The 22,300-nt window shown below is 68.4% G+C and carries 23 protein-coding genes; 7 read left to right on the top strand and 16 right to left on the bottom strand.

All coding sequences use genetic code 11. From position 1 onward, the window contains the following. Positions 1-15: 15 nt before the first annotated feature. Positions 16-321: a hypothetical protein gene (locus tag ACREPD_RS15060; RefSeq protein WP_431600074.1), complete on the bottom strand. Its 306-nt coding sequence runs from the start codon at positions 319-321 to the stop codon at positions 16-18. Positions 322-424: 103 nt separating this feature from the next. Between ACREPD_RS15060 and ACREPD_RS15055 the strand changes: the two genes are divergently transcribed. The 5 genes from ACREPD_RS15055 to ACREPD_RS15035 all read left to right on the top strand — a co-directional run bounded on the left by ACREPD_RS15055 (position 425) and on the right by ACREPD_RS15035 (position 4,350). Beyond that, positions 425-919, top strand: a complete 495-nt coding sequence (locus tag ACREPD_RS15055; protein ID WP_431600073.1) for a DUF1543 domain-containing protein — start codon at positions 425-427, stop codon at positions 917-919. A 70-nt stretch (positions 920-989) separates the two neighbouring features. Beyond that, the gene (locus ACREPD_RS15050) at positions 990-1,664 is read left to right on the top strand and encodes a decarboxylase (protein ID WP_431600072.1); all 675 of its coding nucleotides are present in this window, start codon (positions 990-992) and stop codon (positions 1,662-1,664) included. 60 nt (positions 1,665-1,724) lie between these two features. Then, entirely contained in the window at positions 1,725-2,516 is a 792-nt protein-coding gene (locus tag ACREPD_RS15045; RefSeq protein ID WP_431600071.1) for a CDP-diacylglycerol diphosphatase, read from the top strand. 50 nt (positions 2,517-2,566) lie between these two features. Further along, a complete protein-coding gene (locus ACREPD_RS15040; RefSeq protein ID WP_431600070.1) occupies positions 2,567-3,466 on the top strand; it encodes a hypothetical protein in 900 nt (299 codons plus the stop codon). A gap of 113 nt (positions 3,467-3,579) precedes the next feature. Next, positions 3,580-4,350: a SapC family protein gene (locus ACREPD_RS15035; RefSeq protein ID WP_431600069.1), complete on the top strand. Its 771-nt coding sequence runs from the start codon at positions 3,580-3,582 to the stop codon at positions 4,348-4,350. Positions 4,351-4,544: 194 nt separating this feature from the next. Here ACREPD_RS15035 and ACREPD_RS15030 read toward each other — a convergent pair whose 3' ends face one another. From ACREPD_RS15030 to ACREPD_RS14960, 15 genes are all read right to left on the bottom strand, one after another. Next, on the bottom strand, positions 4,545-4,865 hold the full coding sequence (locus tag ACREPD_RS15030) for a putative quinol monooxygenase (RefSeq protein ID WP_431600068.1): 321 nt from the start codon (positions 4,863-4,865) through the stop codon (positions 4,545-4,547). 57 nt (positions 4,866-4,922) lie between these two features. Beyond that, on the bottom strand, positions 4,923-6,287 hold the full coding sequence (locus tag ACREPD_RS15025; RefSeq protein ID WP_431600067.1) for a serine hydrolase domain-containing protein: 1,365 nt from the start codon (positions 6,285-6,287) through the stop codon (positions 4,923-4,925). A gap of 251 nt (positions 6,288-6,538) precedes the next feature. Continuing rightward, positions 6,539-7,261, bottom strand: a complete 723-nt coding sequence (locus ACREPD_RS15020; protein ID WP_431600066.1) for a DUF2968 domain-containing protein — start codon at positions 7,259-7,261, stop codon at positions 6,539-6,541. A gap of 118 nt (positions 7,262-7,379) precedes the next feature. Beyond that, a complete protein-coding gene (locus tag ACREPD_RS15015; RefSeq protein WP_431600065.1) occupies positions 7,380-9,560 on the bottom strand; it encodes a TadG family pilus assembly protein in 2,181 nt (726 codons plus the stop codon). A 4-nt stretch (positions 9,561-9,564) separates the two neighbouring features. Continuing rightward, positions 9,565-9,981, bottom strand: coding sequence for a DUF3613 domain-containing protein (locus tag ACREPD_RS15010; RefSeq protein ID WP_431600064.1), 417 nt, complete (start codon positions 9,979-9,981; stop codon positions 9,565-9,567). After that, complete coding sequence (locus ACREPD_RS15005) at positions 9,978-10,817, bottom strand: Flp pilus assembly protein TadD (RefSeq protein WP_431600063.1); 840 nt, start codon at positions 10,815-10,817, stop codon at positions 9,978-9,980. Before ACREPD_RS15005 ends, ACREPD_RS15010 begins: the two co-directional genes overlap by 4 nt. 2 nt (positions 10,818-10,819) lie before the next feature. Beyond that, positions 10,820-11,770, bottom strand: a complete 951-nt coding sequence (locus ACREPD_RS15000; protein ID WP_431600062.1) for a type II secretion system F family protein — start codon at positions 11,768-11,770, stop codon at positions 10,820-10,822. Further along, positions 11,767-12,708, bottom strand: coding sequence for a type II secretion system F family protein (locus tag ACREPD_RS14995; protein ID WP_431600061.1), 942 nt, complete (start codon positions 12,706-12,708; stop codon positions 11,767-11,769). The genes ACREPD_RS15000 and ACREPD_RS14995 overlap by 4 nt, the downstream gene beginning before the upstream one ends. A 2-nt stretch (positions 12,709-12,710) precedes the next feature. Then, positions 12,711-14,075 (bottom strand): CpaF family protein, encoded by a 1,365-nt coding sequence (locus tag ACREPD_RS14990; protein WP_431600060.1) that lies wholly within the window; start codon positions 14,073-14,075, stop codon positions 12,711-12,713. Beyond that, positions 14,060-15,346 carry a fimbrial protein gene (locus ACREPD_RS14985; protein ID WP_431600059.1) on the bottom strand — a complete coding sequence of 429 codons (1,287 nt, stop codon included), beginning with the start codon at positions 15,344-15,346 and terminating at the stop codon, positions 14,060-14,062. The genes ACREPD_RS14990 and ACREPD_RS14985 overlap by 16 nt, the downstream gene beginning before the upstream one ends. 25 nt (positions 15,347-15,371) lie before the next feature. After that, positions 15,372-16,724, bottom strand: coding sequence for a type II and III secretion system protein family protein (locus tag ACREPD_RS14980; protein WP_431600058.1), 1,353 nt, complete (start codon positions 16,722-16,724; stop codon positions 15,372-15,374). 19 nt (positions 16,725-16,743) lie between these two features. Beyond that, on the bottom strand, positions 16,744-17,772 hold the full coding sequence (cpaB, locus tag ACREPD_RS14975; protein ID WP_431600057.1) for a Flp pilus assembly protein CpaB: 1,029 nt from the start codon (positions 17,770-17,772) through the stop codon (positions 16,744-16,746). A 31-nt stretch (positions 17,773-17,803) separates the two neighbouring features. Continuing rightward, on the bottom strand, positions 17,804-18,271 hold the full coding sequence (locus ACREPD_RS14970; RefSeq protein ID WP_431600056.1) for a TadE/TadG family type IV pilus assembly protein: 468 nt from the start codon (positions 18,269-18,271) through the stop codon (positions 17,804-17,806). After that, positions 18,268-18,813: an A24 family peptidase gene (locus tag ACREPD_RS14965; protein WP_431600055.1), complete on the bottom strand. Its 546-nt coding sequence runs from the start codon at positions 18,811-18,813 to the stop codon at positions 18,268-18,270. Before ACREPD_RS14965 ends, ACREPD_RS14970 begins: the two co-directional genes overlap by 4 nt. A gap of 120 nt (positions 18,814-18,933) precedes the next feature. Next, a complete protein-coding gene (locus ACREPD_RS14960) occupies positions 18,934-19,134 on the bottom strand; it encodes a Flp family type IVb pilin (RefSeq protein ID WP_431600054.1) in 201 nt (66 codons plus the stop codon). 633 nt (positions 19,135-19,767) lie between these two features. On the opposite strand from ACREPD_RS14960, the gene ACREPD_RS14955 reads away from it, so the two are divergent. Then, positions 19,768-20,757 (top strand): helix-turn-helix domain-containing protein, encoded by a 990-nt coding sequence (locus ACREPD_RS14955; RefSeq protein WP_431600081.1) that lies wholly within the window; start codon positions 19,768-19,770, stop codon positions 20,755-20,757. A gap of 212 nt (positions 20,758-20,969) precedes the next feature. Further along, a partial coding sequence (locus tag ACREPD_RS14950; protein WP_431600053.1) for an ESPR domain-containing protein occupies positions 20,970-22,300 on the top strand: 1,331 nt, incomplete at its 3' end.

The raw sequence follows: 22,300 nt of genomic DNA, 5'->3' as shown, positions 1-22,300 counted from the left end.
AGGCAGGGCCTGGCTCTACTCGCAGCGGGCGGCGGTGATGATGTTGTCCTTGTCGATGAACACGCGCAGGCGGTCGGTGCGCCGGTCACGGCTGGTGATGGTCTCCGGGCCGATCGGATTGATCAGGCCGGTACCGCTCTCGAGCAGCAGTCGGCGCATCGTCGGCTGATCGGCCACCTTGCCGACCGCCCAGCCCAGTCCTCCGTCATGGCATTGGCCCGTGCCCGGAATTTCCGGGCCCGGCGCCGTGGCGCAGGCCGAGAGCGTCAGGGCAGTGGCGGCGGCCACCAGCGGTAACAGCGTGCGCGTACGGGACGTCATGGGTCGCTCCTGCGGTGGCCAGACTCGACCATACCACCCCGGTCGTCCGGGTCGTGAGGGGGCGCCGCTACACTGTTACCCCGAACAGGCGAAGGAGCCGGAAGTGCTGCACGTGTTCATGCTCGGCGGGCGCCATGCCCGCGCGCGGATCGAGGTCCACGACGTGGCCTTCGCCAATGTCGAGCGGATCGAAGACGCCTACCCGCAGCTGCGGCGCGACTGGTTCGGTGCCGCCAAGGGCCTGCATGTCGACGGCTGGCTGGCCGTGGACGGCGTTGACGGGTACTGCGTCCGGTTCGGCGATGCCGCACCCACCGCCGATGCGCCGCGCCTGTTCTTCGTCAATCTGGGCGGCTACGTGCGCGGTTCGTTGGGGGAGGTGCACGACTACCTGCTGCTGGTCGCCCCCGACCTTGCCACCGCCAGGAGCAGGGCCAAGGCCCTGTACGACGCGCACTGGATCAAACCGCATACCGATGCGCTGCTGGACGTGGATGACTGCATCGCCATCGACCAGATTGGCGGCCGCCACGTGCAGCTGGTACCTGGCGCGCATGCCGCCGTTGAACAGGTCAGCGACTACATCGTGATCGGCTGAGCGCCGCACTCATCGTGTCCCGATGGGATTGCCGCGTATGCGGAGCGGGGGCATAGTGGCGCAACGCCGGGTGCGCACCGACTGCGCCAGCGGCACCACCGACAGCGGAATGGACAGCATGCGGCACTCGACATGGACAAGGGCAGGGCGCCTGGGCCTGCTTGCGGCAGGGATGCTGTGTGGTGTGGCGTCGGTGTCGGCTGCGCCAGCGTTCGGTGCCTGGCGCAACCTGCATTCGGCCAGTGGCAGCGAGCCGGTGCTGCAGGATCTCGCCTTCGCGCTGCTGCCCGCCGCCGCCGACAAAGGTGAGCGATTCGCGATCCTGGACCGGGAGAGCAAGCGCACGGTGTGCTGCCTGGTGGTCGACAGCGAACGCCTGGACGCGATTGCCCTGGAAACCCGCTATCACCTGCCCGGGGTCTGGATCGCCGACCTGCTGGGCAGCGAAGCGCACAACCGTCGCCAGGGCGACCCGCACGTCTATGCGATGACCCGCGACGCCGAGCTGGTGGACTACGCCTACTCCGAGCTGCCGGAAGCCTACAGCGACCTGGGCGGCCTGCTGTTGCCGGCCGGTGCCGCACTGGAGCCCGGCGGTGTTGTGAAGTTCGGCGCCGCGCACTGGACCCTGCAGTTCCGCCGCCTGCCGCTGGCCGACGAAAACGGGGCGCTCGATCGATACACGCTGCTGCCCTCGACGGGCGGTTCCGCGCAGGTGGTCGAGGTGCCGTTCAGTACGTATTGAGCGCGGCCGCTAGAATAGGCCGCAAAGCCCCCCGCACCGGGCCGGGCAACCGCAAGTGCCGTGTCTGTGTCCTTCCTGCGTATTTCATCGTTTGCCCTGTTGTTGGGCCTGGCCGCCTGCAGCAGCGCACCGCCCCCGCGACCGCCAGTCAATCCCGATGCCCTGTGGGGCCTGATCCAGCGCGACTGCGTTGGTCCCGCCGCACCGCGCGGCGACTGCCTGAGCGTGGACGCGGCGCCGGACCGGCGCGACGTGCTGGTCAAGGATTCGCACGGTGCGTATCAGTTCCTGCTGATGCCGCTGGACCGCGTGACCGGCATCGAGAGCCCGGCGCTGCTGACCGCGCAGGCACCCAACTACTTTGCATCGGCATGGCAGGCGCGCCGCTTCACCGAACAGGCGCTGGGCCAGCCCCTGCCACGGACGGTGGCCAGCCTGGCGCTGAATTCCGCCCATGGGCGTTCGCAGCACCAGCTGCATATCCACGTGGATTGCCTGCGCGCCGATGTGCTGGCGCAACTGCAGGCGATGGATGACGCAATCGGCACGAAGTGGCAGCCGCTGCCCCAGCCGTTGCGGGGTCACACCTACCAGGCGATTCGCCTGGATGGCCTGGCGCTGACCGCCAATCCGCTGCACCTGCTGGCCGCCGGGCCGGCGGCGGCGGGCGACCTCGGTCGCTGGTCGCTGGTGGTGGCCGGGCACGGCCGTGACGACCGCGACCCGGGCTTCGTGCTGCTGGCGACCCAGGCTGATCTGGAGGCCGGTCACCAGGCCAGTGGCGAGGAGCTGCAGGACCACGCCTGTGCGGTGTTGACCGGCGCGGCGGACGCGCTGGACGGGGTGCGCTGAGTCCACGTCGGCGCAGGGCTATCATGGACGTTTGCGATGGAAGGATGGCGATGACAAGGATGCTGAACCCGCGTGGGGCATACGCCGCCGTGCTGCTGTTGATGTCGCTGCAGGCGACAGCCGCGGTTGCCGTGCCGGAGCCGGTGCAACGTGATCGCGCCGGTAACCGGCTCGAGCCGCTCACCGAACAGGCCGGGCCGATGGACGCCGATGAGGGCGCCGAGGCGACCTCGGCGTGGCTGTGCACCGCGGACCACCTCTGGTGCGTGCGCACCGCCCGGCAGGGCGACGAGGGCGCCGCGCAGCTGGAAGTGGCGCAGCAGGTGGCGGGTGAGGCGGCCCCGCGCTTCCGCTATGTGCCGCTGGTGACGGCGGGCGACGAGGTGCGCAACTACCGGCCCTGGCCGTACCTGCTGCGCATGGCGCCCGGGATCGGCGCGCCGCAGCCGCCGCGCGATCCGCAGCAGGCGGCGCTGGAGAACGTGCTGGTGGGGGTGCTGATCGAGTCGAACACGATGTACTCCGGCGGCGGCGCCAGTGCCTCGCAGTTGTCCTTGAGCCGCATCTACCACGAGGACGATGGCATCCAGATCGACAGCGTGCTGACGGTGCCCTCGGACGGCAATGCGATGATCCGGGCGTGCTTCAGCGAGAAGGACATGCAGCAGCGTGCCGGGGCCTGCCATGACGAATACAGCTTCAGCGCCGACCTGAACCTGGCGCCGGACGGGGAGGGGATGCCGGTGCTGCGCTACACGACCCGCGCAACCCGCTACCCGGCGGGGGTGTCGCGCGAGCGCGACTCGCTGGCCATGGGCCGGCTGACCCGCAAGGACCTGCGGACCGAGACCGACCGCACCTGTTCATTCCAGCGCACCCTGCGCTTCAGCGGGCAGGGCTACCAGCCCGACGCGCCGTTGCCGCAGTGCAGCGAATTCACCGAGCTGTAGCCCCGGGGCTGCGGCTGACGGGCAATCGTCAAAAAGCCACGCTATAGTGGCCGATCTATGCGGTGCCCGCTTTCGCGCCCGGGCTGTCTGGCGCGTCGTACCTGACCTAATCCATGACTGCTGAAACGACTACTCCGCCCGCCGCTCCCGCCCAGGCTTCCGGCCCGCTGTTCTACCGCCAGCCGCTGCCGCTGCAATCGGACAAGCACGCCAACTGGCGCCTTCGCGGCGGCTCGCTGGCCTTCGCGGCCGAAACCAACGCCATCCCCGCAGTGATCGGCGAGTTCGGCATGGCGGCCCAGCATTTCCCCATCCTGTTCACCGGCCAGGACGCCGCGCCGATCGTGGCGGTGGGCCTGGCCCGCAGCAACCTGTTCGTCAGCGCAGAAGGCAAGTGGGCCGACGACACCTACGCACCGGCCTACCTGCGCCGTTATCCGTTCGTGTTCATGCAGTCCGACGATGAAGGCAACTTCCTGCTCGCGCTGGATGCCGATTCGGAGCAGGTCAACCAGGGCACGAGCGAAGAAGGCGAGCCGCTGTTCGTCGACGGCAAGGCCACCGAGCTGGTCGACAATGCCATGAAGTTCTGCGCCGATTTCACCCGCGAACACGAGCTGACCCGTCAGTTCAGTGCCGCGCTGCTGGCGCAGGACCTGCTCGTCGAGCGCAGCATCGATGTGACCCTGAACTCCGGCGAGAAGATGTCGGTGAACGGCTTCCACGTCGTCGATGTCGAGAAGCTCGCCGCGCTGCCGGACGACGTGGTCGTGGCCTGGCACCGCAACGGCTGGCTGGCCTCGGTGCACCACCACCTGACCTCGCTGGCGCGCTTCAACGCGCTGGTGAAGCGCCAGAGCGAGCAGGTAGCTGCGGCAGCGTGATCGCAGCAAACGGCGGCCCAAGGGCCGCCGTTTGCGTTGTAGTGCCGACTGTTAGTCGGCAGATTTTGAGCGCAGGCGGCAAGACGAACAGCGCAGACGACTAACAGTCGTCTCTACAGTCGTCTCTACCGTCGTCTCTACCGGCGAAGACAACGGCGGCCCTTGGGCCGCCGTTTTCGTATGTCACGCGCGCGTCAGCCCCAGCTCTGCAGCAACTCCAGCACCTGCGGTTCGCGCGGCTTCTGCAGCAGTTCGGGCAGCAGTGCGTCGTAGGCGGCGCGGTAGTCGGTGGACTGATGGTCCATGAAATCCTGCACCGAGGCTTCATCCCAGCGCTCGTACAGCGTGAACAGCGTCGAATCGTTGGCGTCACGGTGCAGATCGCAGGAAATAAAGGCCGGCTCTTCGGCCATGCGGTCGATCAGCACATGCACCGCCTCCAGCCACGCATCGATCCGTTCGGGCTTGATCTGCAGTTTTACGTAGAAGACCAGCGGGCCTTGGGAGTCGGACATGGCAGCATTCCTGCGAGAAGAGGCGGGCAGTGTAAGGGATGGGGCGGCGATGCCCGGTCAGCGGGCAGGTTCGCTCCCGGTCATCAGATAGCTGGCCACCGCCTCGAAGGCGGGCAGGGTGGTCGGGTCATTGGCGCTGTTGCTGGCGGTGGGGTGCGAGCCAAAACGGGCGATCACCACCTTGGCGGCCGGATCGATGTACAGCGCCTGGCCGTGTACGCCGCGTGCCATGTACGCGCCGTGCGCGTTGTTGCTGATCCACCACATGCCGCGATAGCTCCAGCCCGGCAGCAGGGAATAGCCGGCTTTGGCGAAGGCACCTTTGTCGCCGCCGGCGCGGATGCGCGCGATCGCCGCGGCGGGCACGATCTGCTCGCCATCGCGGCGGCCGTCCTGCAGCAACAGCTGGCCGAGCCGTGCCAGGTCACGCACGCCGGCGTTGAATCCACCGCCGGCGAACGGGGTGCCGGTGGAATCCACGGTGTAGTACGCGTCCTGCTCCGCGCCGAGGCGCTGCCAGATGCGTTCGGAAAGCAAGGTGGAGACGGATTTTCCGGTACGCCGCGCGATGACCCACGCCAGCGCGTCGGTGTTGATGGTCTTGTAGCCGAAGGCCTCGCCATGCGTGCCTTGCTTGCGCACGCCGCGCAGATAGTCGAAGTAGCCGCGCGGTGCGCCGGCGCCGGGTGCGGCGGGCAGCGTGCTGCCGGCGGCGGCGTACTGCCAGACTTCCGCATCGGGGTCGGCATAGTCTTCGCTGTACTGCAGTGCGGTCGTCATCTCGAGCACCTGCTTGACTGTGGCATCGCCGAAGGCGCTGCCGGCCAGCTCGGGAACGATGGCGCCGACGGTCTCGGTTTCTTTCAGCACGCCTTCTGCCACCAGCATTTCCCCCAGCAGCCCGGTGATGGATTTGGTGACGGACATCGCGCCGTGCTGGCCGCCCGCGTCCAGGCAGCCGGCGTACTGTTCATAGACCACGACGCCGTCATGCAGCACCACGATGCCGTCGGTGTAGTTGGCCTCCAGCGACTGCGCCCAGGTCATGCGCGTGGTGCCGTTCAAGGGCTGGAAGGTGAGGGCATCGATCGTGCTGTCCAGCCGCTGCGGCAGTGGCACGGCGGCGCCGGGTCCGCGGGTGACGCCTACGGTGGGCATCAGTTCGCGGAAGTGGCAGACGGTCCAGCGCAGTTTCGGGAAGCTGAAATAGTCCGGGTCGGTGTAGCGGATGCGCTTGTCTTCCGGCGGTGGGAAGCCCTGCATCCAGCCGAGAATGCGCGGATCGGAGGCGCTGGCGCTGGCGGGTGTCGCCGCGGGGGCGGCGTGGGCGGTGGTTGCGGCTACCAGGCACAGCAGGAGCGATGCGCCGGTGGCGGTGCGGGGTACGCGTGTGCTGCGGAGGGTGAAGGGTGCGGTAGGCATTGCGCCGTCCTTGCTGGTGGTGTCAGTCCACGAGCGTTCACCATACTCCTTTGGGGGGATGGGGACGGTACTGCCGACGCTGGTGCCGACTGTTAGTCGGCAACCAGGCATCCGGACGAGCGTGAGGAACAGCCGACTAACAGTCGGCTCTACCCCGTCGGTTTTACCAGTCGGTTTCAACCCGTCGTTTTCAACCCGTCGCTATTACCCGGCGGTTTTGCCAATCGGCTTTAACCAGTCAGCGCCACGCGTTACGGCGTGCCCGCGTGGCCTGCGGGCGATGGCGGCGTGGGTGTAGGCGGCGGGGTACTGGACTCGGGCACCGGCAGCGACAACTCCGGGTTGCCCTGCTGCGCCTGCAGCGCCTGGATGCGCTGGTTGAGCTGGTCCAGCTGGGTGTGCGAGCTGCGCAGGTCGGTGCTCAGCGATACCGCCTGCTGCTTGGCCTGCTGGATCGAGCTGCTGACCTGCTGGGCCTGCTGGCGCTGCAGGTCGGCTTCCTGCTGCAGGCTGCGCAGGCGCTGTTCGTTGTAGGCCACCAGGTTCTCGGTGTAGCGCTTGCCCGCTTCCAGGCGGGTGGTGTCGATATACACCTGCGCCAGGTCTGCGGTCTGGTCCACGAAGGTGCGGTACACCTTCTCGGCGTTCTCGACCGAATCGGTCTTGATGACGCGCCAGAATTCCTTTTCATGGAACAGCGACACGTAATACTGCAGCGTGGTGGGGTTGAACAGCAGGCTGGCCCCGTAGCTGCCGTTGTAGGTGGTGCGCAGCTCGGTGAGCTGCTGCGAATCCATCAGCTGGCGCAGTTCTTCCACGGTGTTGCGCACGGCCGGCGCGGTGCGCGCGGCATCCTCGTTGTCATCCTTGGGCGCGCGTTTGGCGAACGCCGGCGGCACGACGACCAACGACACCAGCATGCCGCCCAGCAACAGGCAACGGCGGATGGACACACTCCCTTTCTTCTCTCGCATCATCAGATCATCCAAGAACGGATCAGCGGTGAAAAATCGTCTGGAAAAACCAGTCCCCACGGCAGTCTAGCGTGTCCCGGGAGCGGCCGCATCCGCCCCCGTGACCTGTGTTTCAAACTCAATAAACCAGCTGGGCAGGATTGCATGCCGTGGCCTGCAGGTGCACGTCCGTACGTCCCAGTTCCAGCCCAAGAACCGTCGCCAGGGTGTTGGTCAGCAAGGTACCCACGCCATTGAGCAGGGGCTTGAGCAGGCCCTCCAGCACCGGCCGCAGCAGGGTGCACAGCAACCCGCTGCACGCCACCGCGTTGGTGCCCGGGTCGGTCACGCTGCCGCTGCCCTGGTAAGCATCCAGAACACCGGCCGGCGCGGTCTGCAGGTAGGAGGTGAGGTTGCCTTTGACGCAGGTGTTGTAGGCCAGCAGGGTGCTGACCAGCCCGCTGCAGCGGTTGATCACCAGCCCGCCGAGCAGGGTGCCGAGCAGGCCGTCCAGAACCCCCAGCCCCTGTCCGGTAACCGTGGCGCGATAGCCGTCCCAGGCCGATCCGTCCTTGTAGCAGGTCACCAGGCCGAGCAGTCCGCAGGCGTACGGCACACCGTTGTGCACCGTCCAGTCGCCGAAGGCGGGAATGCCCTGTGCCGACGATCCGTTGCGCAGCAGCGCGATGGTCTTGTCCACGTCGTACAGCCCGTTGCCCGGGTTGGATGCCTTCAGGAACTGGTCGGCCAGCTGCCCGGCAGTGCTGCTGGTGTCCATGCCCTTGGTTGCCGGGTTGAGCATGCCGCCGAGCACGCGCAGCAGCTGCTGCACCAGGTCGCTGACGGCGGTGCCGATCTGCGCGCCGTTGATCCAGGTCGATCTGGTCTCGCCCGCGGCAAGGGTCAGGCTTTCGCTGTGGGTCAGCGCATTGAGCTGGATGCGGTCGTTTATCAGGGGCGCGCCGAACAGGGTCAGCAGTTGTTCGTTCTGCAGGCTGGCGTCGCAGACGTTCTTCGTGGAGAACTTGTCGCTGTCGGCGACCTTGCCGACGCAGGCGCGCAGGACCGAGGAATCCACCTGGATCGTGGCCGTGGCCGGTTGGACCGCGCACTGCAGGCTGGTCACGGTGCCCATGGCGTTGGTGACGTCGGCATAGATCGGCAGCCGCAGGCGGATGCCGAGCACGCTCAGCACCTTGCCCAGGCCGAGGGCGAGGTTGTTGCTGTCGATGTCCAGGTTCACCCGCACCTGTGCGTTGTACGCTCGCGCGCCGACCCCGCCGATGGCGATGGAGGGCGGCTCGATCACGGTGGCCTTGGCCGGCACACCCAATACGTCCAGGTGGTTCACCGCCACCGCGCGCCCGCTGTTGGCGATGCTGATGCTGGTCGTCAGCAGATCCAACGCGTTCACCTGTGCCTCAAGCGCGGCGCTGGCCGGGCCGTCCGGTGCGACGATGCGGCCGAACAGCCCGCTGCCGGCGGCATCGCTGCCGAGCTGCACGTTGAGTGTGTCGATGTCCAGCTGCGCGGCCAGCGCGTTGCGCAGGGCACGCAGGTCCACGTTGGCGGCACCGCTCTGCGCTAGCACGCTGGCGGTGGCGTCGAGCAGCTGGCCGAGCGAGACCTTGTGCGCGGCCAGCAGCGCGTTGAAATCGCCCACGCTGATGTTCGCATCCACCGGGATGCCCAGTGCCTTGAGCAGGCCATTGGGCGTGATCTTCGCCTGCGCCAGTCCGTCGTAGCCAAGCAGCGTGGTCTGATCCAGGTCCACGCCGACCAGTTTGAGCACGCTGCCCAGCGGTGTATTGCCGTTGACCCGCAGCAGCTGCGAGCCGACGCTGAACACCGACAGCGGCGGTGCGCGGGTGGCTACGGCCTGCGCGCGCACGGTGGGCAGGCTCTGGTTCTGGCCGAAGAAGGGCAGCACGGAGCGCTCGGCCACTACTTTCACCGCGTTCACCGGTGCGGCGGCCGCGCTGGCGAGGAAGTGGTCTTCGCTGGCATGAGTGGGATTCCAGTCGCCGCATTGCACCTGCAGCGTCCCGGGGAAGCGGTTCGCGCTCAGCGCGTTGCTGCGCGCGGCGGTGTTGTCGGCGCGGTCGGCCGTACACAGGTCCAGGCGTTGCGCACCCGCCAGCGCGGACAGGTCGGCGATCTTCTGCACATCGCGCTTGGCCCAGTACAGGTAGCCGATCTCGACCAGGCCCAGCATGCCCACCAGCCCGACCATGAGCAGCATCATCGTCACCGACATGCCGCCGCGCTGGCGGCGCGGTGGCGGGCAGGGGCGTTGCACGGGTGTTGGGAGCGCGCTCATTGGCCTATTCCCCGCTGCCGCCGCCGGTGACGTCTTTGCGTACGCTTTTTTCGAGGTATTCGGGAATGTCGTGATTGAAACTCCGCAGGTAGCGTGCGTAGCTGGCGGAGGCCTGGTCACCGAGGATCGGCAATCGTGCGCCGGCATGTTCGCCGCTGGCCTGCAACTGCAGCAATGCGCGGGTGGTGTCGCCGATCTGGGGGCGCGCGGGCAGGGCCAGTTGCACGGGCGCCGGTGCAACGGCCGGCGGTGCCACCGATGGGGCGGCGGGCGCTACGGCCGGCGCGGTCGGCGCGGCAGCCGGCTCGCCCAGCATCTGTCCGGTCAGCGGGCGTTGTTGCGCGCCTGCCGTGGACGCGGCCAGCAGGGCCATCCACAGCAGTGCAGCAGGGGCGGAGAAGCAACGGGCCGAAGCAGTCATGGCGTGTTCTCGTGTGCGGAATCGGGGCCGCCGAAGCGTTCCAGCATCGGCGGGGCGAGTCTGTCGTCGCTGCGCGGGGCAGGCGCGGGGCCACGTGCTCCGGCAGTGCTGGCGGTGGTACTGCGCGGCGGCGCGGCGGGCGCCCGCGACTGCGGCGGCTGCCGCAACTGCTGGGCCAGGCGCAGCACTTCCTGCCGCGTGCTGTCCGGCAACCCGGCGCTGCCGAGGATGCGTTCGGCCATGGCATTGTCATTGCGCAGCAGCGCCCAGACCGCCAGGTTGGCATTGGCCTTGGTGTTGCCCGGGGCCAGCTCCGCAGCCTTGGCCAGCGGTTCGCGGGCCTGCTCCAGCTGGCCCGCGCGCAGGCGCGCGAAGCCGAGGTCGCCGAGATAATCGGTGTTCAACGGCTGCAACTGCACGGCCCGCGCAAGCGCCTGCTCGGCCTGGGTATCGTCGCCATCGCGTATCGCGATCAGGCCCAGCCCGTGCCAGGCCGCCGCGGCCTGCGGACCATTGGCCAGGCTGGTATACAACGAGCGCGCCGCCGGCAGCTGCCCGGTCTCGCGCAGGGCGTCGGCCTGCAGCAGGCGCAGCGCCGGGCTGTCGCCGTAGCGCTGCCGGTAGGCATCCACGTGGGCCAGCGAGGCGTAATACGCGCCTTGTCGCTGCATCTGGCCGATCAGCTCCAGGTACAGGCGCTTGTCATCCTGTGGCGGTGTTTCCGGTCCGGCCAGGCTGACCGGATCGGGCCGGTAGGCGTTGCGGGTGGAATGGCAGGCGCTGCACAAGGCAACGGCAGCCAGCAGCAGGGTGAGCGTAGCGGCGCGATTTCGCATGGTCAGGTGCCCAGTTTGGTCATGGCATCGGCCAAGGCGATGATCGCCGGGCCGGACAACACCAGCATCAGCGCCGGCAGCAGGGTCAGCATCATCACCACGGTCATCTTCACCGAGAGCTTACCGACCCGTTCCTTCAGCGTGGCGCGGCGCTGTTCGCGCAGGCGCAGGCTGAACTGGCGCAGCGGTTCCTGCACCGCGCCGCCGTGTTCATGCACCTGCAGCTTGAGCTGCACCAGGCTGCGCAGGTCCTCGTCGTCGAACGATTCGCCCAGACGGCGCAGCGATTGCTGGCGCGTTCGCCCGTGCATGTAGGCGACGTTGGCCTGTTGGATCTCGCGGCCCAGTACCGGTATCGCGCCCCGCAGTTTCTCGCCCAGCGTCTGCAGGCTCTGGTCCATGCTGAAGCCCACGCCCTGCAGCAGGCGCAGCAGGTCGATCAGCAGCGGCAGTTCGGCGGTGGCGCGCTGGCGCAGCCGGGAAGCCCAACTGCGCAGCGCGAACTTCGGCAGCAGTACGCCGAAGGCCAGTGCGCCCAGCATGACGAACACGCGCTGCACGCCGCTGGTGTCGAACAGCAGCAGCGCCAGCACCAGGCACACCACCGCCAGCAGCACGCGCAGGCCGAGGAAGGTGGTGGTGCCGGCGCGGGTGTTCCAGCCGGCCTGGTCGAGCAGCAGGCGGTCCTCCGGCGCAAGCAGCGCCGCTTCGATGCGACCGCCATTCAAGCGCTCGCCCAGCGCGGCCATCCAGGCCAGCCCGCGCGGTCCGGTCTCGGTGGCGGCCGCCGTAGCGGGTGCGGGCGGCGTGCCGTCGCGACCGCGCAATGCGCTGTGCAGCGTGGCGGCGGTGCGCTGCTGGCGCCCGCTGAGCAGCAGGCTGGCGATGCCGAGCAGCGCCAGTCCGGCGGCAAGCACCAGCAGGGCGGCGGTCCATAGCGTGGTGGCGGTCATAGCGAGCGCGCCAGGCGATACAGCAGGAAGGCGCCGATCAGTTCCAGCGCCAGGGCGCCGCCGAGAATCTTGTGCCCCAGCGGCGCGTGCAGGACGGGCTGGAAGAAGTCCGGGCTGGCGATCGCCATCAGCAGGCCGCACAGCGGCGGCAGCAGGCCCAGCACCCACGCCGACATGCGGGTCTCCGAGGTGGTGGCCATCAGTTCCTGCTGGGCCTGTTCAAGATCGCGCATGAAGTCGCTCATGCGTTGCAGGATCTGGTCCGAGCGCCCGCCAATGCGGATGCTGACGCCGAGCACCACGGCCAATACCTCCAGCGCGTCGAGCCGGTAGGGGCGGGCGGCCTGGCTCAGCGCGCGGTCCAGGTCGAGCCCGCTGCGGGTGCCGGACAAGGTGTCGTCGAGCAGCGCACGCAAGGGCGTGGACACCTGCTGGCTGGCGACCTGGAAGGCCATCTGCAGGCTGTTGCCCAGCGCGCTCAGGCGCACCAGGTTGTCGAGGAAGTCCGGCAGCTGGCGCAGCAGCTTGCGCTTGAGGCCCAGGATGCGCCGCGAGATCCAGACGCCCAGCACCAGCGCATACAGCCCCAGCGTGATCGGCCACATCCAACCGGTGCCGATGCGCGCCGCCGCGATCCAGGCCAGCAGCAGGCCGGCGACCAGCCACAGCAGCGGCAGCCCCCAGCCCGTTCGCAGTGCGGCGCGCTGCAGCACATCGTCCCAGGGCAGGCCGCGCGGCACGGCCGCGGCAACTGCCGTCGCGGGCGGGCGGGGCGTGGTGCCGGCCAGCGTCGGTACGGCGGGCGCGGCGGCGAGGCGCTGTTCGGCATGCTGCAGCGACACGCGTTGGCGCTCACGGCGGCCCGCGCCCCACCATAGCTCGATGGCCACCGCCACCAGCACCAGCATCGCGCTGCACAGCAACAGCACCGTGGTCATGCTCAGTAGCCTCCGTCGAACGCGTCGCGCAGCTGCTGGCGGAACGGTTCGAGCTTGTGCGAATGCGGGTGGAAGCCCAGCCCGATCCAGCGGTTGCGCTCCTTGCCGTCGGCGTCGATCTGCACTTCGTGACGGAACATCTCCTGGGTGCTGATCATGTTGTCGCCGACGCCGGTGATTTCCGTGATCGAGACCAGCACGCGTCGCCCGCTGCCCAGGCGCGAGATCTGCACGATGAAATCGATCGCGCTGGCGATCTGCCGGCGCAGGCTGTCTTCGCTGCCCTGGAAGCCGGCAAAGCCGGCCAGCATCTCGATGCGGTACAGGCAATCACGCGGGGAGTTGGCGTGGATGGTGGCCATCGAACCGTCGTGGCCGGTGTTCATGGCCTGCAGCATTTCCAGCACCTCGGCGCCGCGTACCTCGCCGACCACGATGCGGTCCGGGCGCATGCGCAGGCTGTTGCGCACCAGGTCGCGGATGCTCACCGCACCCTGGCCGTCGGAACCGCCGATGCGGCTCTCCAGCCGCACCACGTGGGGATGGTTGAGCGAGAGTTCGGCGGTGTCTTCCACCGTGATGACCCGCTCGTCGGCCGGAATGTAGCTGGCCAGCGCGTTGAGCAGCGAGGTCTTGCCCGAGCTGGTGCCGCCCGATACCAGGATGTTGCAGCGGCCCAGCACCATCGCGTGCAGCAGCGCCTGCATGGCCGCATCGAAGGTGCCCATGCGCAGCAGTTCGTCGGGCGTGAACGGATCCTTGCGGAACTTGCGGATCGACACCATCGGGCCATCCACGGCCAGCGGCGAGATGATGGCGTTGAGCCGGCCGCCGTTGGGCAGGCGTGCATCCACCATCGGGTTGGACTCGTCCAGGCGCCGGCCGAGCGGGGCCAGGATGCGGCGCAGGATGCGCAGCAGGTGGCTGTCGTCGCTGAAGCGCTGCGGGGCGCGTACCAACCGCCCGCCTTGGGAGACGTGGATGTCCTTGTAGCCGTTGATGAGGATGTCTTCGATGCTGGGGTCGTGCAGCAGGTCGTCGAGCGGACCGAAGCCGGTCAGCTCCTTCACCAGTGCGGCGGCGACGATTTCCATCTCCGATTCGTTGACCGGAATGCGCCATTCCTGCACGAAGATCGCGGTCTGGGTGTGCACGTAGCGCGCCACCGTGTCCGGCGCCCACGCGTCGATGTCGATGCGCTCGTCCTCGATGCTGTTGAGCAGGTGCTCGTGCGCGGCCACCAGCACCTTCTGGTATTCGTCGGACTGGGCGAAGGGAAGGTGCGGGTCCGGCGCAGGGCCCTGACCAGAACCGGGGCTGTCGGCGCCGGCAGACGGCGCGGCGAACGGCATCACTTTGACTTCCATTGGAGTCCCCCGAGGGCAAGAGCGATTTTTTCCCGCCAGCTGCGGGGCAGGGCGCGCGCGGCGGCCTGGTCCAGATGCAGCAGCAGGGGTGTGAGCGCGCGCAGGTACGGATCGCGCGGGGCGTCCTGCAGCAGCAGGTGGCCGTGGTTGGCGCTGGCGCGCAACCGGTGGCAGTCGGGCAGGGTGGCCAGCAGCGGCAGCGAGAAGCGGGCGGCGATCTGCGCGGGGCTGAGCCCACCATCCTCTTCGTAACGGTTGACCACCAGCTGCACGCGGCCATCGCGTACGCCGAGCGCGTCCAGCTGCTTGAGCACCTGGTCCAGCGACACCAGCGTGCTGATCGCCTGGTCGGCAACCAGCCAGATCTCGTCGGCGCTGTTGAGCAGTGAGCGTGGCACCTGCCGCACCGGCACGCCGCCCAGGTCGCACAGCACGGTCTCGAACACCCCACGCAGGCGCTGCACCAGTACGGCCGGGTCGGCGATCAAGCCGCCTTCGCTACCGGCGGGTTGACCGAGCAGGGTCAACCCCCCCGGGTGCCGCGTCATGGCGGTGCGCACCAGGGTGGCATCGATGCGATTGGCATTGCGCAATGCATCGTCATAGTGGAACTGGCTGTCCAGATTGAGATACAGCGCGGTGTCGCCGGCAGGCTGGCCCAGATCGAGCAGCAGCGTGGTGTTGGAAGGCGGTTGCGGCTCTGCGGTGCTGCCATCGGCGGCACCGGGGTGACCCACCTGCTGTGCCAGCACGCCCAGGTGGGCAGCCAGGGTGCTGCTGCCGACCCCGGCGCGCACGCCCAGCAGCAGCACCAGCCGCGCCTTGTGCACGGCGTCGGCCGGCACGCTGCGTACCGGGTGTGGCGTCGCGCCGGCCCGGCGCAGCACCGCGTCGATGTCGCTGGTGGTCGACTCCAGGTCCAGGATGTCGCGCAACCCCATGCGTACCGCCGCCACGATGCCATCGACCTGGTCCGGTGCGGTGGAGCCGACCGCCACCAGTGGGAGGTCCGGTTGGCTGCGTTGCAGGTGGCGGGCCAGTTCGCTGGACAGGCCGGCTGCCTCGCGGCGGTAGTCGAGCAGGATCACGCACGGGCTGCCGCGCCGCTGTGCGTCGAGCATGTCGATGGGCGCGGCGCTGTCCTGCCACTGCACGCGCATGCCTACGGGAAGGCGCGCCTCGAGCAGCGTGGCCAGGTCGCGCGCAGGGGCGTAGAGCACCAGGTTCATGGGTGGGGGCGTCGGGTGCAGCAATTGGAGGGAGGCTGACATGGGTGGGCGCGTCCTGGCATGCGGTTCAGCGCGAGAAGCCGGGCAGCTGGTCCGACGACGCCGGGCTCAGCAGCCAGGCGCCCCAGACCGGCAGGTTGGGCCGTGCCTCGCGGTCACCGGGCAACGGCACGGTGGTGCCCTTGGCCAGCGGCTGCACCAGTCGCGGCGTCACGATGATCACCAGTTCCTTCTCCTCCTTCTTGTAGTTCAGGTTGCGGAAGAACGAGCCGATGATGGGCAGGTCGCCCAGCAGCGGAATCTTGTCCACGTTGGAGCTGACCGTGTTGCTGACCAGCCCGCCGATCACGAACGTCTCGCCGTCACCGAGTTCCACCGTGGTGTCGGCACGGCGGGTGGTGATCGAGGGAATCTGCACCCCGTTGTAGGCGATGCCGGCGGCGTAGTTGAGGTCACTGGCTTCGGGGGCGACCTTCAGCGCGATGCGGCCCGAGCCGAGCACGGTCGGGGTCACGGTGAGGCCGATGCCGAACGGCTTGAAGGTGACGGTGGTGGTGCCCAGCCCCTGTGGCTCCAGGATGGGCAGTTCGCCGCCGGCCAGGAAGCTGGCGCTCTGGCCGGACAGGGCCACCAGCGTGGGCTCGGCCAGCACGCGGGCCATGCCGTTGCTCTGCAGCAGGTCGATATTGGCGTCCCAGCTATGGGTGAACGACTTGAACACCAGGCCGAACGCGGACGACAGCGGGTTGGTGACCACGCTGGGGTCGGCGCCGCCGTCGCCGGAAGTGCCCGCGCCGGGCAGGCTGCCGCCGGGGCGGGTGATGCCGTAGAAGAAGCCATTGTTGCGGTTGGCGAAACTCATGCCGATCTGGCGCAGCACGGTCTTGTTGAACTCCACCACCTTGACCTCGACCTGGACCACGCCGCCGCTGGCCACGGTCGAGATGTCGGCCAGTTGCCCGCCGGCGCCCAGCGTGGACTGCGCGGCCTTGCGGCTGTCTTCATGCGCCAGCAGGCTCGGCGCGCTGCCCTGCAGCAGGCCCTGCTGGTCCTGCACGGTCAGCTGCAGGTCGTCGTGCGCTGGAAGCGCGCCCTGGACCGCGCTGCGCACTTCGACCTGCAGCCGTTGCGGCTCGGCCTGTTGCCGGTGCCACAGCAGCAATGTGGTGGTGCCTGGCGTCTTGCCGACCAGTAGCGCCTGCCGCGGTCCACGCAGCATCACCAGGTCGGCCACGCCGGGGTCGGCGATGGCCACGCGCTCCAGGTTGGCTGGCAGCGTCCACGGCCGTTGCTCGCGGGTCTGCAGCACCAGGTCGGGCGCGGCCAATGCCAACCCCGGGCACACGGCCCACGCAAGCAGCAGGGCCAGCAGCGGATGCCAGCGGAGGGAGCGGTGCGAGGGTGCAGGACGTGACGTCATGGAAGCTCTCTGCGAAGGCTCAACGCGAGCCGCTGTGGGAGGAAACATCACCGCGGATGATTTCGATGCCGCGATCCGGTCGTGGTGCCGCGCGTCGTGCAGGCGGGACAGCGACGGTTGCCACTGACGGCGCGCGGGCGCTGCGGCGTCCGGCCAACGCGTCGGCATCGATGCCGGCGAAGGCGTCGTTCTCGGGGGAGGCAAGCGCAAGGCGCTGCTCCGGGCTGAGCTCGCGACGCGGGCTGAGCACTGCGCCGGCCGTCGCGAACAGTGCCTGGTCGGGCAGGCCATCGTCGGTCGGGTTGCGCAGCGCCAGGAACAGCTTGCCCTGCTGTGCGCCGAGCAGCAGGCGGTTGGCTTCGGCCACCGGAACGGCCAGTACCGCGCTGCGTGCCGGCGCCTGCGCGCTGTTGCCGGTACCGGTGGAGCTGCCGCCCTGGATGTCGCTGGCGCGGCTGTCGTTGTCGCCGCTGGGCGCCGGCTGCGCCGCGGCTGCGGCCTGGCCGGGTGCACTGTCGGCCAGGCCGTAGCTGAGCACGCGCAGGCGCGACAGCAGCAGGCGGGCCTGCGCCTGGCCGTCGGTGTTCATGCCATTGGGCGCGCGCAGGTTGAGGAATACATCGACGTAGTCGCCGGGGAGAATGCGGTTGCCGGCGGCGACCAGTTCGTCCACCGGTACCGCCAGTGCGCGTTCGCCCGGATTGAGCCGCAGCGAATACCCCTGCGCCATCAGTGCACTGTCCAGTGCGGTACCGGCGGCGATGTCGCGGACAGGGACCGCGCCGGTGGCCTCGGCGAGCGTGCTGTAGCCGCCGGCATGCGCCTGCGCCGCCGTGCCGACACGCAGGTCGGCGGCGGCGATGGGGCGGCCAGCGGGCAGCAGGGTGGCCGCTTCCACCACCGGCCACCGCTGTGGCTGCCCGGCGACGCTGGGCGCTGGCGCGGCCACCGTCCGCGCGGTGTGCCGGCTGACCGCAAGCGCGATCAGGGCCAGCACCAGGGCCAGCGCGATCAAGGCGGCGGCGGCGATGCGGGTCAGTTTGAGCATGCGACGGTCTCCAGGAAAAGGACGCTGCACATCACGGTGTCCCCAGGTCGAGCTGGGCCACCGCGGTACTGCGGATCGGTTCGGTGATGACCCAGCCGTACACGCGGCCGGTCCCCGGCAGGAAGGGTTTGGCGCCGTAGTCGTAGCTGACCGAGATCTGCATGCACTGCGCACTCGCCATCCCGCTGCAGGGCGCGGGCGCGGACACGACGATCGGCGGCGCGGCGGCCGCGCTGCAGTCGGGTTGTTGCCCGGCATAGGTGAGCAGCCACTGCATGGAGCGCCTGGCGGCCTGGCAGGCGGCCATGCGCCGTTCCGGTGGGGTGGCGTAGCGCAGCGAGGCGCGCGCGCCCTCGGCCGACGCCAGTGACAACGTCTGTTGCACCGCCATGATCATCACGCCGGTGTAGGTCAGCATCAGCAGCGGCAGCAGCCCGAAGATGAGCATGAGGGCAAATTCGATGGTGGCCGCGCCACGTGCGCGCGATGCGAATGTCATGAGAGACCTCCCTGCAGGTGCCACAGCACCAGCGCGAGCGTGGCGAACGCCAGGTACGCGGCATACGGAATGCCAACCCGGCCCTGGCGCGCACCGCGCATGTCGCGCGCCATGGGGCGGCGCTGCCACTCCTGTACCGCACGCTCGCGCAGCAGCTGCAGCCGCAGGGGCAGCGCGCCGGCGAGCTGCCGCGTCAGCAGCAGGCCCAGCACATGCGCGCCGGCCAGCAGGCTGCTGATCAGCCACAACGGCAGCAGTGCCTGCCAGCCCAGCAGCAAGCCCAGCACCGCGAAATACTTGACGTCGCCTGCGCCCATCCATCCCACCAGATAGAACGGAAGCAGCGCGGCCAGGCCGATTGCCGCGCCGCCGAAATGCGGCAGCAACGGTGTGGCGGCCCCTGTGATCTGGCTTCCCAGCAGCCACGCGCCCGCCGCCGCGGCGGCAACCGCCAGCCATGCATTGGGCACGCGTCGCGCGTACAGATCGCTGATCGCGATCCGCAGGCTCAACAGCACGGCCAACAGCGGCAACAGGGACATCCGGTACCCCCTCCAGATCTGCGTGATGCGTCGAAGCCCCTCGCCAGGCCAAGCGACACCGCTGCCGCGGGCGACAGGCCCGCAGACGGGTTGGTGCAGGCTTGGCCTGGCGCCGAACGATCAGGTCGTGGTGGTGCCGGCGCCACCGATGGTGGTGCTGACCAGGTCCTTGAGCTTGGTGAAGAGCACGGTGAACATCTCCGTCAGCCCGTTCTTGCCTGCCACGACCAGCACGCCGGCGATGACGGCGGCCAACAGTCCGTACTCGAGTGCGGTAACGCCATCTTCTTCTGCAATGAAGCTGCGGATGGAGGTATTCATGACGGTCTTCTCCCTGTTCCAGTCAATACATCGAGGTGCCTGCGTGGGGCGGCGCGGTCCGGTTCCACCGGCGGCCACCCGTTTACCCGTACGGTCCCTGCACGGGCTCGCGGCCGAGTGCGGCCGCCGGTCCAGCGGGCATCTACCCGCAGGACCTGATCCGGTCAACAGGGGACAGGTGGCATCGTGATGCGGAGCCGCCGCGCCCGCGCGTGGCGGTGGGCAGGCTCTCGCGACGTATCCGGCATTTCCATTGCGTTCCCCCGTTTAACAGTCTGGTTTCCGCCAAGGAGCTGCCAGCGCTGTGTTGGATAATCCTCAACCCGCGCGAGGGCAGGTAATGCACAAAATCGGCAGGGTGATCAGCAACTTTAGTTCCGGGCCTCGCCATGATGAAGGGTTTATGGAATGAAAATTGCGTTGCCATTGGGTGAGTGTGGCGTGACGACGTGTTATTGACGCATTTCCATGCATTGTTTGCCAAAAATAAAAATAAACCCGGCGGTCGGTTTTCCGGCGTAAATAACTTGTATTTAGTCGGTGGAGTTGTTGCATACTGCCCGCCAGCACGGTGACGGTTTTCGGATAGCCGCCTTCGCCCGCCAAGCAAGCCACCCTTGGGATATCACTGTCATGGCAGATAGTGCAGTGGAAGGCAGTGGAGAGGCAGCACTCAAATCACTCGACCTGGCAACCCTGAGTGGCGTGCTGCGGGTCTGCGAGCTGGAACTGGTGCTGCTGGATGGCAATGGGCCACGCGCGGCGATCCAGTCGCAGGTCCATGATGAATCCCTGTTCTGCACGATTACCTGTGGCTTCCAGTTCCGCGGTCGCTTCATGCTGCCGCAGGACTGGTGCCTGTTGGGATTCGTGCACACCACCGATGAGACCCACAGTTGGTGCCATGGTGTGACGCTGGGTGCGGGGATGGCCTTGACGGTGCTGCCGGAAGGTATCAGCGAGTTCGCCTTCAGTGCAGGCACCCGGCTCAGCCTGATGCTGACGCCCATGCGCCGCGTGCAGCGCAAGCTGACCGAGTTGAGCCTGCGCAACAGCCTGCCGTCGGGGCAGGCGCTTTCGCTGTTCCAGGCAAACGGAGAAGACGGCACCTCGCGGCTGGCGCAGCGGTATGCGCAGCTGCCGATGTGGCTGGATACCGCAGGCAATGGCATGCCTGCCGATGCGGTCGAGTCGCTATTGCATGACCATGTGCAGGCGCTGCTGGGTGGCGATGGCCAGGAACGCCCGGGCAGCACGCGGGCGCGGCGCGCACATTACCTGATCGCGCAGCGTGCCGAGAATTTCATGCGGCAGAATCTGCGTCGCTATATCTACATGCATGAAATCTGTGACGCGGCCGGGGTCAGCGAGCGGGCGTTGCGCTATGCCTTCGAAGATCTGTTTGGGACGTCGCCAAACCGGTATCTGTCCATGCTGCGTCTGTGCGCCGCTTGTCGTGGACTTTCCATGGCCGATGCCAACCGCAAATCGGTCAAGGCCGTAGCACTCAGCTGCGGCCTGTGGGACCTGTCGCGTTTTGCAGATAACTATCGCCGTATTTTTGGCGAGCTTCCGCCCGACACGCTGATGCGTGCGCCTGCGTCGATCAGCAGCCCCGCCTGAATCGCCGCCGCGGCGGCACCCCTGAATGCACCTTTCCGGCAATCTGCCGGAATTGCCCATGCCGCTGCCGGTTTTCCCCGTTGTCTTGCCGGAACGCACGTTCGTGCTGCCGGAATGAGGTGCCCGCGTGTCGACGCCGGGACTGTAATGAGTCCACCTGCCCAAGGGCACGGACGCGCAGTCCACAACGTACGTTCACGGGGGAATATCTGATGAACCGCATCTTTCGACTGGTCTGGAGCCACCGGCTGAATGCCCTGGTGGTTGTCTCGGAAATCGCCACGGCCCGTGGCAGCCTCGCGGCAGGCCCGGTGGTAGTGCACCTGAAAGTGCCGTTGTCGGTGCTATCGATCGGCCTGGCCTTCGCACTGGGCAGTGGTTCGGCGCTGGCGGCGCAGAACCAGACGCTGGCCGATCTTGAGGCACTGACCGATAAATACGCACCGCTGCCGGTGCAGGTGGACGCCAACGTGGCGCTGGCGACGGTGCTGCACAGTGCCCAAACCGTGCCGCAGCTGGCGACCGATGCCAGCGTGCAGGTGAATATCGGGACCGTGACGGCATCCGTGCCACCGATCCATGCGAGCGTGGCGGCGAAGGCGCAGGCGGCGCTGCCGGTGCGGATCGCAGTGCCGTCCGCTCCGGTCGGCGCGCTGGCCGCGTCCACCCCCGTCGCGGCCCTGAAAACGACGGTGCGGACAGCGCTGCAGGCAACGCCTGCCACGGCACCGGCACCGGCCGCTGCCGTACACGTTGCGGCGGTTGCTGCAGGTGGCGCGCATTCCACTGTGGGTGCCGTCGTGGATGCGACCGTTGCGGTGGGCAAGGAAGAGCCGGCCAGCGACGGCGTCGACGACGCGACGCGGACCTCCCTGCTGGCCGGTGTGGCCGGCAATGCAGGCCTGCAGAACGTGGCCGTGCAGGTCGCGGCGGCGGACCGCAATCCGAAAGTGGTCGACGCCGATATCAGCGTCCAGGGCAGTGCGCTGGACAGTTCACGGCAGGGCCTGCTCGGCGGTGTGCTGGGCGGTGTGGGCGATGTCCTGGGGAACGTGGGCAGCACGGTGAGCTCGGTCGGCAGCACGCTGGGCGACTCTGGCCTGCTCGGCAACCTGGGCAGCAGCCTGGGAAGCACGGTGGGCAACGTCGGCGCGGTGGTGGGCAACCTGGGCACCAGCCTGGGCGGCAGCACCGGCAGTGTCAGCGTGGCCCCGGCTTCCTTGCAGCCTGGCAACCCGAAGGCGCCGGCGCCGGCGGATCCGGGCGCAGGGCTGATCATCGGCACCGGTGGGCTGACCGGCTCGCTGAGCGAACTGGTCGGGCCGACCGCGCAGGGGCTGCTCGGCGGCGACGGCTACGTACGCAACGGCAACCTGGCGGTGAGCAGCGCCAACGTGATGCAGACCTATTCGGTGACCAATGTACTGGGCCTGCCGGTGGTCAACCTGACCCCGGTCGGGACACTGCTGGGCGGTCTGGGCGGCGCCACCACCGGCGGCAGCTCGCACCTGACCCTGATCGGCGGCGTGACCTCGGACAGCTA

The organism is Stenotrophomonas sp. (genome assembly GCF_050737075.1).
Classification (GTDB): domain Bacteria; phylum Pseudomonadota; class Gammaproteobacteria; order Xanthomonadales; family Xanthomonadaceae; genus Stenotrophomonas.
The sequence above is the reverse complement of the archived record's forward strand: the minus strand, read 5'-3'. Positions and strand labels throughout refer to the sequence as shown.

Coding starts and splice junctions, on each gene's coding strand:
- ACREPD_RS14970 (WP_431600056.1), bottom strand. CDS start 18,271: ATGACATTCGCATCGCGCGCACGTGGCGCGGCCACCATCGAATTTGCC.
- ACREPD_RS14955 (WP_431600081.1), top strand. CDS start 19,768: ATGGCAGATAGTGCAGTGGAAGGCAGTGGAGAGGCAGCACTCAAATCA.
- ACREPD_RS15035 (WP_431600069.1), top strand. CDS start 3,580: ATGACTGCTGAAACGACTACTCCGCCCGCCGCTCCCGCCCAGGCTTCC.
- ACREPD_RS15005 (WP_431600063.1), bottom strand. CDS start 10,817: ATGCGAAATCGCGCCGCTACGCTCACCCTGCTGCTGGCTGCCGTTGCC.
- ACREPD_RS14965 (WP_431600055.1), bottom strand. CDS start 18,813: ATGTCCCTGTTGCCGCTGTTGGCCGTGCTGTTGAGCCTGCGGATCGCG.
- ACREPD_RS14960 (WP_431600054.1), bottom strand. CDS start 19,134: ATGAATACCTCCATCCGCAGCTTCATTGCAGAAGAAGATGGCGTTACC.
- ACREPD_RS15010 (WP_431600064.1), bottom strand. CDS start 9,981: ATGACTGCTTCGGCCCGTTGCTTCTCCGCCCCTGCTGCACTGCTGTGG.
- ACREPD_RS14995 (WP_431600061.1), bottom strand. CDS start 12,708: ATGACCACGGTGCTGTTGCTGTGCAGCGCGATGCTGGTGCTGGTGGCG.
- ACREPD_RS14985 (WP_431600059.1), bottom strand. CDS start 15,346: ATGTCAGCCTCCCTCCAATTGCTGCACCCGACGCCCCCACCCATGAAC.
- ACREPD_RS14980 (WP_431600058.1), bottom strand. CDS start 16,724: ATGACGTCACGTCCTGCACCCTCGCACCGCTCCCTCCGCTGGCATCCG.
- ACREPD_RS15020 (WP_431600066.1), bottom strand. CDS start 7,261: ATGCGAGAGAAGAAAGGGAGTGTGTCCATCCGCCGTTGCCTGTTGCTG.
- ACREPD_RS15040 (WP_431600070.1), top strand. CDS start 2,567: ATGACAAGGATGCTGAACCCGCGTGGGGCATACGCCGCCGTGCTGCTG.
- ACREPD_RS15025 (WP_431600067.1), bottom strand. CDS start 6,287: ATGCCTACCGCACCCTTCACCCTCCGCAGCACACGCGTACCCCGCACC.
- ACREPD_RS15015 (WP_431600065.1), bottom strand. CDS start 9,560: ATGAGCGCGCTCCCAACACCCGTGCAACGCCCCTGCCCGCCACCGCGC.
- ACREPD_RS15060 (WP_431600074.1), bottom strand. CDS start 321: ATGACGTCCCGTACGCGCACGCTGTTACCGCTGGTGGCCGCCGCCACT.
- ACREPD_RS15030 (WP_431600068.1), bottom strand. CDS start 4,865: ATGTCCGACTCCCAAGGCCCGCTGGTCTTCTACGTAAAACTGCAGATC.
- cpaB (WP_431600057.1), bottom strand. CDS start 17,772: ATGCTCAAACTGACCCGCATCGCCGCCGCCGCCTTGATCGCGCTGGCC.
- ACREPD_RS15000 (WP_431600062.1), bottom strand. CDS start 11,770: ATGACCGCCACCACGCTATGGACCGCCGCCCTGCTGGTGCTTGCCGCC.
- ACREPD_RS14990 (WP_431600060.1), bottom strand. CDS start 14,075: ATGGAAGTCAAAGTGATGCCGTTCGCCGCGCCGTCTGCCGGCGCCGAC.